The sequence below is a fragment of the Lentzea sp. genome (assembly GCF_035525475.1).
Taxonomy (GTDB): Bacteria; Actinomycetota; Actinomycetes; order Mycobacteriales; family Pseudonocardiaceae; genus Lentzea.
In genome coordinates this window covers 24132-39779 of the sequence record NZ_DATLEC010000027.1, presented here as the reverse complement: position 1 = coordinate 39779, position 15648 = coordinate 24132, and the positions used below count along the sequence as shown (strand labels likewise).

Genomic DNA, 15648 nt, shown 5'->3' with positions numbered 1-15648 from the left:
CCGGTTGGCGTCGTTTGGAGGGCGGGTGACCGGGTAGTCGCGACTCATGGGGCAACGGCGTTCTTTCGACCAGGCGGCCTGCGACGCTTCCGTCCGAACATGACCCGGTGGCCGGTCGTCCCGTTGCTGGCGTTGCTGGTGGCGGGATGCGGAGGTCTCGGCCCGAGTGCGGCCGACCGGCCGAACACGCTCGTCACCACGGGCTTCGGCCTGCCGGACGAGCACGCCACCGCGCGCGTGGACGTGTTCAGGAAACGGCGTCCCGAGGTCGATCTCCGGATCAACGAGGGCGTGTTCGACGAGCAGCAGTTCCTCTCGGCGGTGGCGGCGGGTGACCCGCCCGACCTCGTCTACGCGGACCGCCGCAAGCTCGGCGGCTACGCGGCCAGGGGAGCGGTGCAGGACCTCGGGTCCTGCCTGCGGCGGAAGGGCGTCGACCTGAAGCAGTACCGCGACGCGGCGGTGCGGCAGGTGACCTACGAGAACGTGGTGTACGGGGTGCCGGACTTCTTCACCGTCCGGGTGCTGATCCTCAACAACCCGGTGCTGCGGCAGGCGGGTGTCGACCCGGCCACACTGTCCACAACGGACTGGAAGGCGCTGGCCTCGACCGCGGCGAAGCTCGCGCGCGTCGAGAACGGCCGCATCGAACGGATCGGCTTCGACCCCCGCATGCCCGAGTTCCTGGCGTTGTGGAGCAAGGCCAACGGCGCCGACCTGGTCGCGGACGGGCCCCACCTGGACGACCCGCGCGTCGTCGAAGCCGTCCGCTACACCGCGGGCCTGGTCCGGGAGCAGGGCGGCTGGGCGGCGTTCAAGGCGTTCCGGGACACGTTCGACTCCTTCGGCGCGAACAACGAGCTCGTCACCGGGCAGGTGGCCGCGATGGTGATGGACTCCTGGTACGTCAACACCCTCGCCGCGAACTCGCCGGACGTCGACGTCACCATCGCGCCGTTCACCGACCGGCAGGGCAATCCCCTCACCGAGGCGGGCGGCCAGGCGTGGGCCATCCCCGCGGGAGCCCGTCATCCGGAACTGGCCTGCGAGTTCATCACGACGATGACCGCGGCGGACACCTGGGTCACCGCCGCGAAGGCACGCCGTGACGCCCTCGCGAAGAAGGGAAAGCCCTACAGCGGAACGTTCACGGGCAACCGCGCCGCCGACGACAAGATCTTCAGCGAGGTGTACGACCCGCGCGGCATCCGTGTCCTCGAACAGGGCGTGCGTGTGCTGCAAGCCGTGCAGGACAAGTCCTTCGCCCTGCCGCCGAGCCCCGCCGCCAGCGATCTCGTGCGGTCCTGGGAGTCGGCGGTCAGCAGGACCCTGCTCAGCGGCCAGCCCCCGGAGGAGTCGATGGCGCAGGCGCAGCGCGAGGCGGACCGCGCGATCACCCGCGTGGGAGGCCGGTGATGGCGAGCGCGCGCGAGGCACGAGCCGGCTGGCTCTTCGTGCTGCCGTGGGTGGCCGGTTTCCTGCTGCTGACCGCCGGTCCGATGCTGTACAGCCTGTTCCTGTCGTTCACGCACTACGACCTGCTCAAGCCGCCGCGGGTGGCGGGTCTCGAGAACTACCGGGAGATCCTGCGCGACGGGCGTGCCGCGACCGCGCTGGGCAACACCGTGTTCTTCACCCTGCTGCACGTGCCTTCGCAGATCGTGCTCGCGCTCGGCCTGGCCTCGTTGCTGCGCCGCGCGGGACGGTCGGCGGGGTTCTTCCGCACCGTGCTGTTCCTGCCGACGATGACCCCGCCGGTCGCCCTCGCTGCTCTGTTCCTGTTGCTGCTCAACGGTCAGAACGGCGCGGTGAACGCCGTGCTGGGCTGGTTCGGGTTCACCGGCCCGCAGTGGACGACCGACCCGGCCTGGATCAAACCGGGCCTCGTGCTGATGAGCCTCTGGACGGTCGGCAGCACCGCCGTGCTGTACCTGGCCGCGCTGACCAGGGTGCCGGCGGAGCGCTACGAGGCGGCGCGGCTCGACGGCGCGTCGGCGTGGCGGCAGTTCTGGCACGTCACGCTGCCCGGCATCAGCGGCACCGTGTACTTCACGCTGATCGTCAACACGATCGCCTCGCTGCAGGTGTTCACCGAGGCCTACACGATGTTCTTCGGCGCCCGCCCGTCCAGCCCGGCGGAAGGAGACGCGGCGTTGTTCTACGTGATCTACCTCTTCCAGGAGGCCTTCGGTTCGCTGAGGATGGGCTACGCCTCGGCGCTGGCATGGGTGCTGTTCCTGGTCATCGCCGCCATCACGGCGTTGCAGGTGCGGCTGTCCCGCGACTACGTGCACTACGAGGACAGGGCATGACCCGCCGCGCGCCCGTGGTGCTGGCGCTCATCGCGGTGGGCGTGCTCTTCGCCTACCCGTTCTGGTGGCTGGTCAGCGCGTCGCTCAAGGACCGCTCGCACGTCTTCGACAACGCCCTGCTGCCCTCGCCGGTCACCCTCGCCAACTACGCCGAGGTGTGGCGCGCCGTACCGCTCCTGGCGTGGGTGGGCAACAGCGTGGCCGTCGGGCTCGCCGCGGCGGTCGCCGCCACCGTGTCGAGCGCGGTCGTCGCGTTCGGCTTCGCCCGCTTCCGCTTCCGCGGCCGCTCCGCGCTCTTCGCACTCGTGCTGGCCACCATGATGCTGCCCGCCGCCGTCACGATGGTGCCGGTGTACCTGGAGTGGCACGCCGTGGGGCTCGCGACCACGCAGATCCCGTTGTGGGCGGGCAACCTGTTCGGCTCGGCGTTCTACGTGTTCCTGCTGCGCCAGTTCTTCCTCGGCCTGCCCGCCGAGGTGTTCGACGCGGCCCGCGTGGACGGCGCCGGGCCGTGGCGGCAGTTCCGGTCGATCGCGCTGCCGCTCGCCAGGCCGGGGCTGATCGTGGTGCTGGTGTTCGAGCTCAAGGCCGCGTGGACGGACCTGATCAGACCGTTGATCTACCTGCGCGAGCCGGAGCTGTACACGTTGCCGCGCGGGCTGAAGGCCGTGCTCGACAGGTTCGGGCAGGGCGGCGAGGCGCAGTGGGAGCTCGTGATGGCGGCGAGCGTGGTCGCCACCGTGCCGATGGTCCTGCTGTTCCTGGTGGCGCAGCGGTACTTCGTGCGCGGCGTCGTGACCCAGCGGGTCGAGGAGTAGCGGGTCGCCGGGACCGGTGAGCTCCGGTCCCGGCTCGCGGCGAGTCAGCTCGCGGCGTTCATGAGGTCCACCGCGCTGTGCTGACGGGCGCCGTCACTGCGCTGGAACGGTCCCGCCCACGGCTGGTCGTACGCGTCGGCGCTGGAGCGGTCCCGCGAGTACGCGGTGTCGGCCTGGCGGCGCAGGTACGAGGTGTACGGGTGGTCCGCCAGCGCCCTGTTCAGCGCGGCCAGGCCCCGGACGTAGATGCCCTTGAAGGAGGGGACGTCCCCGCCACCGCCGTCGTCGAACAGGATGCCGCCGGGGTTGAGGAAGGTGCTGCCGGTCGAGGCGTCGGCGAGCCTGCGCGCCTGGGTGAGCAGGCTCGCGTCCCCGGTCGCCCTGTGCAGTTCGACCAGCGCGGCGAGCGGCACGCCCTGGTTGTAGCTCCAGGGCGTCTGGTTGTTGTTGGAGCAGGTGGACGTGGTGAGTCCGTCGTTGACCAGACCGGCACTGTTGATCATCTTGCTGTTGGCGAACCACGTCCAGCCGGTCCTGGCGCGTTGCAGGTAGACGGTGTCGCCCTGGATCCTGTTGTGCAGTGCGGCGTTGAGCTGGACGTACAGCGAGTTGGCGATCGCGTTCTTGTAGTTCTTGCCGGAGCTCCACCAGATGCCGCCGCCGCACACGGAGTCCCAGAAGCGGAACATGTGGTCCGCGCCGGCCCTGGCGGTGCTGAGGTACCTGCTGTCCCCGGTCAGGTCGTAGGCGGCCACCCACGCGAGGCCCCACCAGGCGACGTCGTCGTTGTAGTCGTTGATGAAGTTGCCCTGCCAGGCCCGGAGGTTGAGGTCGTAGGTGCGGGCGATGGCGTAGCGGTAGCTGCTCATGCCGGTCACCCGGATGTTGTCGATGACCGCGGTGAGCGCGTTGGCCGAGTTCCACCACCCCGTCGTGTCGAACAGGCCGGTGCCGAGGTTGTAGCGCTCCATCAACGCCGTCGCCGCGGCCGTGCGGCGCTCACCGGCGTTCCACGTGGTGCGGTACCAGCTGGTGCAGGCGATCGTGGACGATCCCGCCGGACGTCCGCAGGCCCGCAGCAGGCCGACTCCGTAGCCGGCCCAGTCGTCCACGTTGAACATCATGGTGCGCCACTCGCCGAAGCCCGCCGGGGCCGCCGTGTTGCCGAGCCTGGACCCGGAACCCCAGCTGACGCCGGCGTCGAAGGAGCGGTCCAGCCACACCTCGTCCCCCTGCTGGGCGGCGGAGACCACCGCCCAGCCCATCGCGTCCGTGTCGTTGAAGCGCAGGGAGATCTGACGTCCTCCGACGGCGACGGTCTGGGCGAGGCGTTGCGCTGGCGCGAGTGCGGGATCACGGGCGTCGCAGTACCTGTTGCAGATGACGGCCGACGCGGCCGGGGGAGTGCTGCCCGTCGACGGAGGGCCGGCGGTCGGAGGCGGTGTGCTGGTGCCGGGCCGGTAGCCGGATCGCCGTGCGCTGAGGGGCAGAGCGGGATCGCGGTCGTCGCAGTAGTAGTCGCAGGGCGCGGCGGGCCGGACCGCCGCCGGCGCCTCGGCCGTGGATTCCGGGGGAAGCGCCAGGACGGCTGTGGACACCATCAGGGACGCGAGAAGCGCAGCTCTCAACATGGGACCTCCCGGTGCAGGGTGGGTGGCCGACGAAGTGTGAGAGCGCTCTCAAAGTGAGGCTAGGGTTCGGCTGATTCCGGCGTCAACGCTTCGGACTGGTCAGGTTTTTGTCATGGCCGGTGATCGCGCCCAGGCGGTTGCCGGGAGGCGGCGGAAACCCCTCCCGGCAAGCCCGGCTCACCGGTTCGGGCGGTGAGTCGTCACGTGCAAGCCGCCTGGCCGAGGGTGACGGCCGAGGGCGTGCTCGCCGTGCCGGTGGCCGTGAACCCGAGCGACACGGCCGCTCCCGCGCCCAGGGACTGGCTGTGGGACGGCGCGGTGACGGTGACCGTGGAGCCGGACTGGGTGAAGGTGCCGTTCCAGCCGTTGGAGACGGTCGCGCCGGGCAGGGCGAACGCGACGGTCCACGGACTGACGGCGCTCGTCCCGGTGTTGGTGACGGTCAGCGAGCCCTGGAAGCCGCCCTGCCAGGAGTTGTCCAGCTTCCAGACCGCCTTGCACCCGCCCGTGCCGCCGCCGGTCGTCGTCGTGGTGGTGGTAGTCGTCGGGCCGGGACCGCCACCGGTCGGGGGGATGAGGTAGGGCTGGAGGATGCTCTGCTTCGCCTGGTTGACCGTCGTCCAGTCGTCGCCGACGATCCCGCCGGTGTCACCGGAGTTCGGGTTCCACGACCAGTACGTGAACGACATGCCGTTGACGCCGGTCCCGGTGTAGGCCATGAGGTTCTCCAGCCACACCTTGTCGACCGGGTTGGCCAGCGTGGTACCGAACTCGCCCATCATCAACGGCGCGATGTTCTGCTTGTACAGGTAACCCCAGTACCTGTCCCAGATCGCGGGCATGTTCGCGGGGTAGTCCGGCGCGCTGAACCACGGCTGGTTGTAGACGGAGGTGGCGTACTCGTGCGGGGAGTACACCAGCCGCCCCGGCACGGACAGGCGCACCGGGAACTGGCCCGCCTTCGACAGGTTGCCGCCCCACCAGCCGCAGTCCTCGTCGTTGGACGGGTCGCCGTCCCACACGTTCGAGAGCCCGCCGCTCGGGCAGCTCACGCCCTCGACGAAGATCAGCCAGTTCGGCTGCACGCTCAGGATCGCGTTGCCCGCGCGTTCGGCGGCCAGCCGCCAGTCGCGGGCGGTGTCGCCGCAGCCCCAGCACGAGCCGGCCGCGGCGGGGTTGGTGCCCTCGGCGTGCGGCTCGTTGTGCAGGTCGGCGCCGATGACCGTGGTGTTGCCCGCGTAGCGCTGGGCAAGGGCTTTCCAGTCGTTGATCCAGGTGCTCTCCGGCACGCCCGCCGTGTACCAGAGGGCGGTCTGGCCGGCGCTGGTCGGCCGGTGCCGGTCGAGGATGACGCGCATGCCCTTCTGGCCCACGTACTCGATCACCTTGTCGAGGATCTGCAGCGGTGACAGCCCGATCAGGTCGGGGTTGGTGTAGTCGTTGATGCCGGTGGCCCTGGCGTCGGGCTTCAGCGCGTCGTTGGAGAACGGGACGCGCAGCGTGTTGTAGCCCAGCTGCGCCATCTGGTCGAGCTGCTGCCGCCACGTGCGGCTGGCCCACAGGCCGTGGAAGGTCTTATTGTCGGTCTCCATGCCGAACCAGTTGATGCCGGTCAGCCGGACCGTCGCGTTCGTGCTGTCCAGGATCTTGTTCCCGCTGGTGTGCAGGTATCCGGTACCCGTGCCGCTCGCCGCCGCGGCCACCACCGCGGGCTGACCGGCCGCGTTCACGGCGACCATCCCGCTCGTGGCCACCACGGCCGCGATCAGCGCGCCGAAAACCTTGTGCCGCCGCTTCATCCGCTCTCCTTCGAGCTCTGACCGCGCTGACGAACCGCTCCGCACCGAGGTTCTGGGAGCGCTCCCAGAATTGCTGCTGTCCCGAGGAGGGTCAAGACGGGTCAGTCGAATCGACTCGAACGCACCGGGAGCGCATCAGGTCCGGGTTCGACGAGGAACGCGGCGCGGGCGCGCAGTGCGTCACAGCGGGCGGCGCAGCCCGTCCAGCACGAGGGTGATGACATCGTCGGCCTCGGCCCGCCAGCCGGGGCGGTCATGGGCCGCGCCGATGCCGTGCAGCACCATCATCACGGCACCGGCGTCCACGTCGTCGCGCACGGCGCCGTCCCGCACGGCGGCGGCCATCAGGTCGGTGACGGCCTGCTCCAGCGCCCGACTGCCTTCGGCGAGAGCGCCGGAGCGGTCGGCCATGAGCGTGGCCAGCGTCCGGGCCAAGCCCTCGTGGGCGTCTATGTGGTCGACCATGCCGCGCAGGAAGGTCGCCAGGGCCTCCGCCGCGGGCAGCGTGGCCTGGAGCTCACGGGCGCGGTCGCACAGCGCGGTGACTTCCCCGTGGTAGACCGCCTCGGCCAGTGCCTCCCTGGTGGGGAAGTGGCGGTACAACGTGCCGGTGCCCACCCCCGCCAGGCGGGCGAAGTCGTCGAATCGCAGGTCGAAGAAGCCGCCTGTGTCGAAGACCTCTCGTGCCTTGGCGATCAGGGCATCGCGGTTGCGGCGGGCGTCGGCCCGCAGCGGCTTGTCGGTGGTCATGCGCTCCCTCGCGTTTGACAAGTGGAGATGACCTCCATATCTTCGAAAGTGGAGATGATCTCCAGTTTTATCGTACCCGATGAGGTGCAGCATGAAGATCCTGATGTTCGGCCGCGGCGTGATCGCCACCGTCTACGGCTGGCTCCTGGAACAGGCGGGACATGACGTGGAGTTCTACGTCCGGCCGGGCCGTGCGGCGACGTACGGGGACACGGTGGACCTCGACCTGATGGACACGCGGCGCCGGGTGTGGGGGCAGCGCGTCGTCGAGAAGTGGCCGGTGCGCTACCGCGAGGCGCTGGAGCCGGACCACGACTTCGATCTGATCGTGCTCAGCGTGCCGCACCACCGCCTCGCGGAGGCGGCGGCCTTCCTGTCCCCGCGCGTCGGTCACGCCACGGTGCTGGTCTTCGGCAACGTCTGGACCGAGCCGCTGGCCGCGATCGGCGCACTCCCCGTCGACCGGATCGCCTGGGGTGCTCCTCAGGCCGGTGGCGGTTTCGGCGCGGACGGCGTGCTTCGCGGGGCGCTGCTGCCGTCGGTAGTCTTCGGCACCCTCGGCGGGCCCCCGACGGAGCGGGAGCGGGCCGTGCGCCAGGCGTTTCGCGAGGCAGGGCTCCGGATCAAGGAGCAGCCTGATTTCCGCGGCTGGCTGTGGGTCCACTTCGTGTCGGATGCCGGCCTGTTCTCGCAGGGCCTGCGGCTGGGTTCCCTGTCCGATCTGGCCGGGGCGACGGGCGACCTGCGCGAAGGGCTGCTGGCCGGCCGCGAGCTGCTGCCGCTCCTCGAGGCGCGCGGCCTCGACCTGCGACGTCACCGGGGCGGTCTGCTGCTGTTCCGGGCGCCTGCCTGGCTGACGGCCGCCGTGCTCGCCTGGCTGACCGCTCACTTCGCGCCCGCGCGCGTGAACTTCGCGGCGCACTCCGACCCGGACGCCGAGGAGCCGCGTGAGATCTGCCGGGACGCCCTGGCCGAAGCACGACGGCTGGGCATCTCGGTACCGCGACTGGAAGCGGCGGAACCGCACTTCGCTCGTTAGGGAACGGGGTGGTCCCGCCTCCACCGCACCGTCGTCGGTGACCGCCTCGCCTACCGCACGCCGCTGTCGGTGCGCCCCAACCGGGCGAGCGCCTTCCCGGCGAGGCCCGTCTCGATGCGCCGCAACGCCGCGATCATGGCGTCGGCCTCCTCGTCGTCGGACACGACGCCGTCGAGCAGCTCGCTCCAGACGTCGTTCAGCCGCTGGAGGTTCTCCTTGGCGCGGGCGGTGGGGTAGAGGCGGACGCGGCGGGCGTCCTCCCGGTCGGTCTCGCGGTGCACGAGGCCCTTCTGCTCCAGGCCTCGCAGCGCGCGGCTGAAGTTGCTGGAGATCTGCTGCGTGGCGTCGGCGGCCGCGCGGGCCGAGGTGCCGGGATTGCGGTCGATGTAGCGCATCACGGCGACGTCCAGTGCTGACCACCGCTCTTCGCCCAGGCCCTCCTTGGCGGCGTGGATCTGCCTTCCCACCGCTGTGATGAGGTCGGCGAGTTCGAACAACCGCGACTTCTGGTCCTCGTCCACGCGACCATGTTACTTTTCCTGTCGACTGATAGTTATCACTTGATAGGAGATGCGGTGAACGCGCCGTCCCGCGGCACCATCCCGGTGCCGCTCCTGCTCGTGCTCGCCCTGCTGGCGAGCGTGGCCCCGTTCGGCATCGACCTCTACCTGCCCGCGTTCCCGCGCATGGCCGTCGAGCTCGAGACCAGCGACACCGCCGTCCAGCTGACGCTCACGATGTTCCTGCTCGGACTCGCCGCGGGGCAGCTGCTCTTCGGGCCGCTGTCGGACCGGTGGGGGAGGCGCGGGCCGCTGCTGGCCGGCTCGGCTGTGTTCGTGGCCGCCAGCGTGCTCGCCGCCGTCGCGCCCACGATCGGGGTCCTGCTGGTCGCGCGCCTCGTCCAGGGGCTGACCGCCGCGGCCGGCATGGTCATCGGACGCGCCGTCGTCGCGGACCTCGCCACCGGTCGCGCCGCCGCCCGCGCGTTCAGCCTGATGATGATCGTCAGCGGTGTGGCGCCGGTGGTGGCGCCCCTGCTGGGCAGCCTGATGATCGACGGGATCGGGTGGCGGGGCGTGCTGTTCGTCCTGGCCGGCCTCGCGGTCGCGATGCTCGCCGGGTCGGCGGCGGTCGTGCGGGAGACGCACCCGCGGCACCAGCGGGGCACCGCGAAGGCGGGCGGGGTCCGCGCCCTCGGCCACCGCGCCTACCTCACCGCGACGGCCACGTTCGTCTTCTCGTTCGCCGTCCTGATGGCCTACATCTCGGCGTCGCCGTTCCTGTACCAGGTGGTCATCGGGATGAGCGCTGTCAGCTACGGACTGCTGTTCGCGCTCAACGCACTCGGGCTGATCGCGAGCAGCGCGGTCGCGTCGAAGCTGCTGCGCCGCAGCCACCCGCGCCGGGTCCTCACCACCGGTACCGTTTCACTGCTCGTGTCCGCCGCGGTGCTGCTGGTCCTCGCGCTGCTGCCGATCAACGCCGCCTGGCTGCTGGTGCCGATCTTCTTCGCGGTCGCGTCCCTCGGCTTCGTCCTGGGACCGGCCACCGCGCTCGCCCTCGACGCGGTGCCGGGAGCGGCCGGCACGGGTTCGGCCGTGCTGGGCGCCGCGCAGTTCGGCCTCGGCGCCGCAGTCTCGCCGCTGGTGAGCGTGGGCAGCGCCCATTCCGCCCTGCCGATGGCGATCATCATCGCCGTGCTCGCCGTGCTCGCCGGCCTCGCGGCCTGCGCCTCCCGGCTGATCGCCTCAGGTGATCACGCAGAGGACGTCACCGCTCCCGAGCGCGCCGGTTCGCTCGCGGGTTCGAGCTGAGGGGAGTCCGATGCTGATCGGGATCGAGGAGCACTGGGTCCTGCCGGAGCTGACCGCCGCGCTCACCGCGCTGCCCGAGGGAGAACGCGACGAGAGCCTCGCGTTCAACGACCTCGGCGACCACCGGCAGCGCCTCCTGGACCTCGGAGAAGGTCGGCTCGCGACCATGGACGCGCAGGGAATCGACGTGGCGGTGCTCGCGCAGACACCACCCGGAACCCAGGCGTTGCCCGCAGAGGAGGCGGTCCGGCTCAGCCGCACGGCGAATGACGTCGCAGCCGAAGCCGTGGCCCGGCACCCGACCCGGTTCCGCGCGCTGTCGACGTTGCCGATGTCGGCCCCGCACGAGGTCGCCGCCGAGCTCGAACGGGCCGCCGGTCTGGGCCACGTGGGCACCATGGTCTACGGCAGGTCCGGCGACCTCGTGCTCGACGACCCGGTCTACGACGACTTCTTCGCGGCCGCGGCGGCACTGCGCCAGCCGGTCTTCCTGTACCCGCAGCTGCCGTCCGGCGCTCTCCGCGACGCCTCCTACCGCGGTTTCGGCTCCACGACCGACCTGGCACTCGCGACGTTCGGCTGGGGCTGGCACCTCGACGCCGGTCTCGCCGCGCTGCGGCTGATCCTGCGCGGCACCTTCGACCGGCACCCGGAGCTCCAGGTCGTGCTGGGCCACTGGGGCGAGATGCTGCTCTTCTGGGTCGACCGCGCCGACAGCCTGGCGCGCGTCGCCGGCCTGGAACGCTCCACATCGGACTACCTGAGGTCCAACTTCCACATCACCACCTCCGGCATGCTCAACCCCGCACTGCTGCGGCACGCCCTCTCGGTGACCACCGCCGACCGCCTGATCTTCTCCACCGACTACCCGTTCCAGCACCCCTCACGGGAGGAGATCACGTCCTTCCTCGGTGAGTTCGAGTCCGAAGAGGACCGGCGGAAGTTCGCATCGGGCAACGCCTCGGCGCTGTTCGGCATCTGACGGCGAACCGGGTGCCCTGAGGGGCGAATCAGGTGGGAGTCGGGGGAAACCCTGATGGCAGGGCGCCCGATCACGGGCAGGCTGGAGCCGTCAAGGGATGTCCGCAGTTCTAGGAGAGTCATGAGCGAAAATAAGGCCGACCCCACCCGCAACGCCGTCGACTCGGTGGTCGACGCCTTTCGCGGACTGGTGAGCGAGGGCATCAACCGCCGCGTGGTGGTGCGGGACAGCAAGGACGACGTGGTGCTGGAGGTCCCGGTGGCCCTCGGGCTGGTCGCGGCGCTGGCCGCTCCGGTGGCCACGACGATCGGCGCCGGTGTCGCGCTGGTCGGCAAGTGCGACATCAAGCTCGAGGACCGCCGTCGGCCCGGCAGCCAGCCGGCGACGACGGTCGAGACCGAGCAGGTGTAGTCAGCCGCAAGGGGACGCAGGGGAGCTGGTGCCGTCGTCGGGGGTGACGGCGGCACCGTGCCCTGTGAAGGCGAATGGTTCAGCGGGTCGTGGGCTGCAACAACGTTTCGAGATCGACCCTCGCGATCTGCCTGCGGAACTCGCCCCGGTAGGAGCTGTCTCCGGCGTCGTGCAGGGTGTCGGTCATCCGGACCGCCGACTGCTGGCGGTTCCAGACGTGGCGCAGGCAGGTGTCGGAGTACTCGTCGAGCAGGCGCGGGTCACCGGTCTCGGCGTGGTGGACCACGGCGCGGGCGAACGTCTCGGCGTCGTGCAGCGCCAGGCTCATTCCCTCGGCGCTCATCGGCGAGATGAGGTGGGCGGCGTCCCCGAGCAGGTGGAGCCCGCCGTGGCTCATCGGGCTGAACACGACACCGCGCAACGGGACCACCTGCCTGGTGGAGACGGGACCCCGCTCCACCCGGCGGCCGAACCGGTGGGCGAGCTCGGTCCAGACCCGCTCGTCCGGCCACTGGTCGGCGGTGTCGGTGAGGGGGCACTGGAGGTAGACGCGGCTTCGGCCGGGGCCGCGGGTGATCTGCGCGGCGAACCCGCGCGAGTGCACCGCCATGATCGCCAGGGGATCCGCGGGAACCTCGGCGAGGACGCTGAGCCAGGCGTAGCCGAACTCGTGCGAGTGACAGGTGAGGACGTCCGGCGGGATGGACTTCCTGCTGACGCCGTGGAAACCGTCCGCACCGGCGACGAACTCGCAGCTGATCGACCTGAGTGCGCCGGAGGTGTCGCGGTAGCGGACCACGGGCCTGCCGGTGACGTCCTCCACGGAGACGTCGGCCGCCTCGTAGCGGAGGTCCCCGCCCTCGCGGAGGAAGATCGCGGTCAGGTTCGCGACGAGGACCTGCTGCGGACAGAAGATCGACTCGTCTTCGGTCTGGTCGTCGTCGTCACCTTGCTTCCAGTACCGCGTCTCGCCTTCGACGATCATCGGGATGTCGGACCCCATCGAGTGTTCGGGCGAACCGGCGAAGACCTCGTCGAGTCCCCACTGCCGGAACATGCGCACCCCGCTCGCTTCCAGGGAACCGGCCCGTTGCCGCTGTTCGACGTGAGCGCGGCTGTGCTTCTCGAGGATGACGCAACTGATTTCCTTGCGCTGCAGGAAGTTCCCCAGCGCGAGGCCGGCAACGCCGCCACCTACGATGACGACGGTGGTGTGCTCGTCTGCTTCGTTCATGTCCTCCACAGTGGACTTTCCGAGCGCTTCCCCCCACCGCTGTCACGACAGCGGATGCGGAAAAGCCGCCAACTTCGCCTACGGCTCGCCGCGGTGGAGCCCTGCCTGGTAGCGGCCGGGCGTCTGGCCGGTCACGGAGCTGAACGCGTCGATGAAGCTGGAGGGGTTCGACCACCCGCAGGCGATCGCGGTGTCGGTGACCGAGACGCCGCGGGTGAGGTGGATGACGGCGTGGTGCACCCGCAGGACCGTGCGCCAGCGGTGGAAGCTCATGCCGAGCTCGGAGTCGAACAGGCGGCTGAGCGTGCGTTCGCTGGCGCCCGCCATGCGCCCCAGCTCGGTGAGCGTCGAGGTGCGGCCAGGATCGGCCTGTAGGAGGTCGGTCACCGCGCGCAACCTCGGGTCGCGCGGTTCAGGCAGGTGCAGGGACAGCTCCGGTGTCTCGACCAGCTCGTCGATCAGGACCTCGCGCAGCCGTGCGTGTGCACCGGGGCGGGACTCCGGCCGATCGGTCAGCGCCAGGACCACCTCGCGCAGCAACGGGCTCACCGCGACCACGCTGGGATGCGGCACGAGTGCCCCGCACAGCGCTGCCGGAACGACCACGAGACGCACGTCGGTGCGGCCGTAGAAGCGGTGCGAGTGCTCGAACCCCGGCGGCGTCCATGTGGCGCGGTTCGCCGGCGCCACCCACGTGCCCCGCTCCGTCGACGTGGCCAGCGCGCCGGACGCGGCGTAGACCAGCTGCCCGTCCAGGTGCGAGTGGGCGTCGATGTGGAAGCCGTGGTCCAGCCAGCCGCCTCCGCTGGCGGCGGAGGAGGGAGAGGTATGGCGGGTTTCCGGCATCAGGCGAAAGATTACCGATGGCTGCCGACCAGCTCCGCCGAGACCTGCCACAGGCGTTGCGCGGCAGCGGGGTCGAGAGCCCACGCCTTCACCCCGTGCGGGTGGTCGGCGAGCGCGGCGTCGTCCGGCACCGTGTAGGCCTCCTGCGAGTCGTCGAGGTAGTGGCCGCCGGTGCGGGCGAACTGCGGGGCGACCGCCGCGACGACGCTGGTCGCCGCGCCCTGCCCGACCGTCTTGTAGGTGAAGATCCCGGCGGCCTCGGCCGCGGCCAGGGATTCCTTCTGCGCCACCGAGAAGTGCCGCTGCAGCCCGGTCGCGACGCCGCCGGGGTTGACGGCGTTCGCGAAGATCCCGTCGGCTGACCAGCGGCGGGTCGCCTCCACCGCGAACAGCGAGTTGGCCGTCTTCGACTGCGCGTAGGCGATCTGCGGGTCGTACGGGCGGCGGTCGAAGTGCAGGTCGCCGAAGTCGACCCCGGCGCGCATGTGCGCCGTCGAGCTGACCGAGACGATGCGCGCCTCGCCGCGGTCGGCCGCGCCGCGGGCCAGCGCCCGGTGCAGGCCGGTGGCCAGGGTGAAGTGCCCGAGGTGGTTGGTCGCGAACTGGAGGTCCCAGCCCTCCTGGGTGCGGGCCGGTCCGGCGGTGACGACGCCCGCGTTGTTCACCAGCAGGTGCAGCGGACCGTCCCACTGCTCGGTGAACCGCCGTACGGACACCTGGTCGGCGAGGTCGAGCCGGGCGACCCGTGGACCGGCGACGGCGGCGGGATCGCGGACCGCGAGTGTCACCTCGGCTCCGGCGGCGGCCAGGGCGCGAGCGGTCTCGGCGCCCAGCCCGGACGACGCCCCGGTGACGACCGCGCGGACGCCGGTGAGGTCCACGCCCGCCAGGACGTCGTCCGCCGTGCTGGCGGCGGTGAACGGTGTGGTGATCAGGTTGCCGGTGGTCATGCTGCGCACTATACGGAGTGAACGAAATTTGTATAGTTCGTCCGAGACGGCGTACGGTCACCGCATGGCCGATCCCCTGGACACCGCCGGACGCCGGGACGCGGTGCTCGAGTCGGCGTTGCTGACGTTCGCCCGGCACGGGTACCGGAAGACCTCGATGGACGAGGTCGCCCGTGCGGCCCGGATCTCCCGGCCGGGTCTGTACTTCCTGTTCTCGTCCAAGCAGGACCTGTTCCGCGCGGCGGTCACGCGGGCGATCGAGCAGGACCTCGCCGCGGCGGAGGCGGTCCTCGCCGACACCGGGAAGCCGGTGCGGGACAGGCTGGTCGGGGCGTTCGACCGGTGGGCGGGCCGCTACGTCGGGCCGATGAGCCGGGACGTGCCGGTGGTGATCGAGGAGAACCCGGACCTCCTCGGGCCCGTCGTCCACACGGCACCGAAGCGGTTCGAGGAGCTCGTCGTCGCGGCACTGGGCGGTGCGGCGGCGGACGACGTCGCGCAGACGTTGCTCAGCGTGTCGGTCGGGCTGAAGCACCAGGTCGAGACCCGCGAGGAGTACCTCGCCCGCCTGACCACCGCGGTCGGGCTCCTCGTTCCCTGACCGCGCCTACCGGTCGGTCTGGATGATCATCAGCTGGAACGTCGTCGACGGCGACTCGCGCCCGCAGGTCTGCACCATGTGCCAGGCCAGGTTGCCGGGACCGTTGTCGGCCTGGGGGAGGCGCTCCCTGCTGATCCCGAGAACGCCGTCCGGGCTCTCACCCAGGATCTCCGGCGTGCCGACGAGCACCGCCAGACCGAACGCGAGCACGTCAGCGCGCAGGTCGTCGTCCAGGTCGTCGGCGAGCCCGATCGTGGGCCGCGGCTCGCCGTCCTCGTCGGAGCCGAGACCGACCAGGCCCGCGAGTCCCGCACCGCGTGCCGTGGGCACGTCGAGCACGCGGACGTCCGTGCCCATCGCCAGTGCCATCAGTCTGGCCACCGGCGTGGTGAGCAGGGGATCGTTGATGGAGGCGTCGCCACCATCCGCGGTGTCGTCCGTGCGTTCGCCCATGATGCGGT

16 protein-coding genes are annotated in these 15648 nt (G+C 70.8%); 8 read left to right on the top strand and 8 right to left on the bottom strand.

Annotated features, from left to right (window positions below):
* The first annotated feature begins 99 nt into the window (after positions 1-99).
* The 3 genes from VM306_RS03490 to VM306_RS03480 are packed head-to-tail and all read left to right on the top strand — an operon-like array spanning position 100 to position 3130.
* Positions 100-1416, top strand: coding sequence for an ABC transporter substrate-binding protein (locus VM306_RS03490; RefSeq protein WP_325510774.1), 1317 nt, complete (start codon positions 100-102; stop codon positions 1414-1416).
* Positions 1416-2312: a sugar ABC transporter permease gene (locus VM306_RS03485; RefSeq protein ID WP_325510772.1), complete on the top strand. Its 897-nt coding sequence runs from the start codon at positions 1416-1418 to the stop codon at positions 2310-2312. Before VM306_RS03490 ends, VM306_RS03485 begins: the two co-directional genes overlap by 1 nt.
* Positions 2309-3130, top strand: coding sequence for a carbohydrate ABC transporter permease (locus tag VM306_RS03480; RefSeq protein WP_325510770.1), 822 nt, complete (start codon positions 2309-2311; stop codon positions 3128-3130). The genes VM306_RS03485 and VM306_RS03480 overlap by 4 nt, the downstream gene beginning before the upstream one ends.
* Positions 3131-3174: 44 nt before the next feature.
* On the opposite strand, the gene VM306_RS03475 is transcribed toward VM306_RS03480, so the two are convergent.
* From VM306_RS03475 to VM306_RS03465, 3 genes are all read right to left on the bottom strand, one after another.
* On the bottom strand, positions 3175-4761 hold the full coding sequence (locus tag VM306_RS03475) for a glycoside hydrolase family 76 protein (protein WP_325510768.1): 1587 nt from the start codon (positions 4759-4761) through the stop codon (positions 3175-3177).
* Positions 4762-4961: 200 nt separating this feature from the next.
* Positions 4962-6560: a cellulase family glycosylhydrolase gene (locus VM306_RS03470; protein ID WP_325510766.1), complete on the bottom strand. Its 1599-nt coding sequence runs from the start codon at positions 6558-6560 to the stop codon at positions 4962-4964.
* Between the two features lie 180 nt (positions 6561-6740).
* On the bottom strand, positions 6741-7310 hold the full coding sequence (locus VM306_RS03465; protein ID WP_325510765.1) for a TetR/AcrR family transcriptional regulator: 570 nt from the start codon (positions 7308-7310) through the stop codon (positions 6741-6743).
* A gap of 91 nt (positions 7311-7401) precedes the next feature.
* Between VM306_RS03465 and VM306_RS03460 the strand changes: the two genes are divergently transcribed.
* Positions 7402-8349 (top strand): ketopantoate reductase family protein, encoded by a 948-nt coding sequence (locus VM306_RS03460; protein WP_325510763.1) that lies wholly within the window; start codon positions 7402-7404, stop codon positions 8347-8349.
* Between the two features lie 50 nt (positions 8350-8399).
* Here VM306_RS03460 and VM306_RS03455 read toward each other — a convergent pair whose 3' ends face one another.
* Positions 8400-8870 (bottom strand): MarR family winged helix-turn-helix transcriptional regulator, encoded by a 471-nt coding sequence (locus tag VM306_RS03455; RefSeq protein WP_325510761.1) that lies wholly within the window; start codon positions 8868-8870, stop codon positions 8400-8402.
* Between the two features lie 54 nt (positions 8871-8924).
* On the opposite strand from VM306_RS03455, the gene VM306_RS03450 reads away from it, so the two are divergent.
* From VM306_RS03450 to VM306_RS03440, 3 genes are all read left to right on the top strand, one after another.
* Positions 8925-10163 carry a multidrug effflux MFS transporter gene (locus tag VM306_RS03450; protein ID WP_325510759.1) on the top strand — a complete coding sequence of 413 codons (1239 nt, stop codon included), beginning with the start codon at positions 8925-8927 and terminating at the stop codon, positions 10161-10163.
* 10 nt (positions 10164-10173) lie between these two features.
* Positions 10174-11145 (top strand): amidohydrolase family protein, encoded by a 972-nt coding sequence (locus VM306_RS03445; RefSeq protein WP_325510757.1) that lies wholly within the window; start codon positions 10174-10176, stop codon positions 11143-11145.
* Positions 11146-11265: 120 nt separating this feature from the next.
* Positions 11266-11556: a DUF4342 domain-containing protein gene (locus VM306_RS03440; RefSeq protein WP_325510755.1), complete on the top strand. Its 291-nt coding sequence runs from the start codon at positions 11266-11268 to the stop codon at positions 11554-11556.
* A 79-nt stretch (positions 11557-11635) separates the two neighbouring features.
* Here the strand turns inward: VM306_RS03440 and VM306_RS03435 are convergent, their stop codons facing one another.
* The 3 genes from VM306_RS03435 to VM306_RS03425 all read right to left on the bottom strand — a co-directional run bounded on the left by VM306_RS03435 (position 11636) and on the right by VM306_RS03425 (position 14586).
* Positions 11636-12790: a 4-hydroxybenzoate 3-monooxygenase gene (locus VM306_RS03435; RefSeq protein ID WP_325510753.1), complete on the bottom strand. Its 1155-nt coding sequence runs from the start codon at positions 12788-12790 to the stop codon at positions 11636-11638.
* 78 nt (positions 12791-12868) lie between these two features.
* On the bottom strand, positions 12869-13636 hold the full coding sequence (locus VM306_RS03430) for a helix-turn-helix transcriptional regulator (protein ID WP_325510751.1): 768 nt from the start codon (positions 13634-13636) through the stop codon (positions 12869-12871).
* Between the two features lie 11 nt (positions 13637-13647).
* Positions 13648-14586 carry an SDR family NAD(P)-dependent oxidoreductase gene (locus VM306_RS03425; RefSeq protein ID WP_325510749.1) on the bottom strand — a complete coding sequence of 313 codons (939 nt, stop codon included), beginning with the start codon at positions 14584-14586 and terminating at the stop codon, positions 13648-13650.
* A gap of 64 nt (positions 14587-14650) precedes the next feature.
* On the opposite strand from VM306_RS03425, the gene VM306_RS03420 reads away from it, so the two are divergent.
* The gene (locus tag VM306_RS03420) at positions 14651-15187 is read left to right on the top strand and encodes a TetR/AcrR family transcriptional regulator (protein WP_325510747.1); all 537 of its coding nucleotides are present in this window, start codon (positions 14651-14653) and stop codon (positions 15185-15187) included.
* 6 nt (positions 15188-15193) lie between these two features.
* Here the strand turns inward: VM306_RS03420 and VM306_RS03415 are convergent, their stop codons facing one another.
* Positions 15194-15640 (bottom strand): hypothetical protein, encoded by a 447-nt coding sequence (locus VM306_RS03415; RefSeq protein ID WP_325510745.1) that lies wholly within the window; start codon positions 15638-15640, stop codon positions 15194-15196.
* Positions 15641-15648 lie beyond the last annotated feature (8 nt).

Bases quoted from the DNA above. Each gene is read 5' to 3' on its own strand.
- VM306_RS03440 (WP_325510755.1), top strand. From the start codon at position 11,266: ATGAGCGAAAATAAGGCCGACCCCACCCGCAACGCCGTCGACTCGGTG.
- VM306_RS03425 (WP_325510749.1), bottom strand. From the start codon at position 14,586: ATGACCACCGGCAACCTGATCACCACACCGTTCACCGCCGCCAGCACG.
- VM306_RS03420 (WP_325510747.1), top strand. From the start codon at position 14,651: ATGGCCGATCCCCTGGACACCGCCGGACGCCGGGACGCGGTGCTCGAG.
- VM306_RS03480 (WP_325510770.1), top strand. From the start codon at position 2,309: ATGACCCGCCGCGCGCCCGTGGTGCTGGCGCTCATCGCGGTGGGCGTG.
- VM306_RS03460 (WP_325510763.1), top strand. From the start codon at position 7,402: ATGAAGATCCTGATGTTCGGCCGCGGCGTGATCGCCACCGTCTACGGC.
- VM306_RS03445 (WP_325510757.1), top strand. From the start codon at position 10,174: ATGCTGATCGGGATCGAGGAGCACTGGGTCCTGCCGGAGCTGACCGCC.
- VM306_RS03415 (WP_325510745.1), bottom strand. From the start codon at position 15,640: ATGGGCGAACGCACGGACGACACCGCGGATGGTGGCGACGCCTCCATC.
- VM306_RS03490 (WP_325510774.1), top strand. From the start codon at position 100: ATGACCCGGTGGCCGGTCGTCCCGTTGCTGGCGTTGCTGGTGGCGGGA.
- VM306_RS03485 (WP_325510772.1), top strand. From the start codon at position 1,416: ATGGCGAGCGCGCGCGAGGCACGAGCCGGCTGGCTCTTCGTGCTGCCG.
- VM306_RS03470 (WP_325510766.1), bottom strand. From the start codon at position 6,560: ATGAAGCGGCGGCACAAGGTTTTCGGCGCGCTGATCGCGGCCGTGGTG.
- VM306_RS03435 (WP_325510753.1), bottom strand. From the start codon at position 12,790: ATGAACGAAGCAGACGAGCACACCACCGTCGTCATCGTAGGTGGCGGC.
- VM306_RS03465 (WP_325510765.1), bottom strand. From the start codon at position 7,310: ATGACCACCGACAAGCCGCTGCGGGCCGACGCCCGCCGCAACCGCGAT.
- VM306_RS03475 (WP_325510768.1), bottom strand. From the start codon at position 4,761: ATGTTGAGAGCTGCGCTTCTCGCGTCCCTGATGGTGTCCACAGCCGTC.
- VM306_RS03430 (WP_325510751.1), bottom strand. From the start codon at position 13,636: ATGCCGGAAACCCGCCATACCTCTCCCTCCTCCGCCGCCAGCGGAGGC.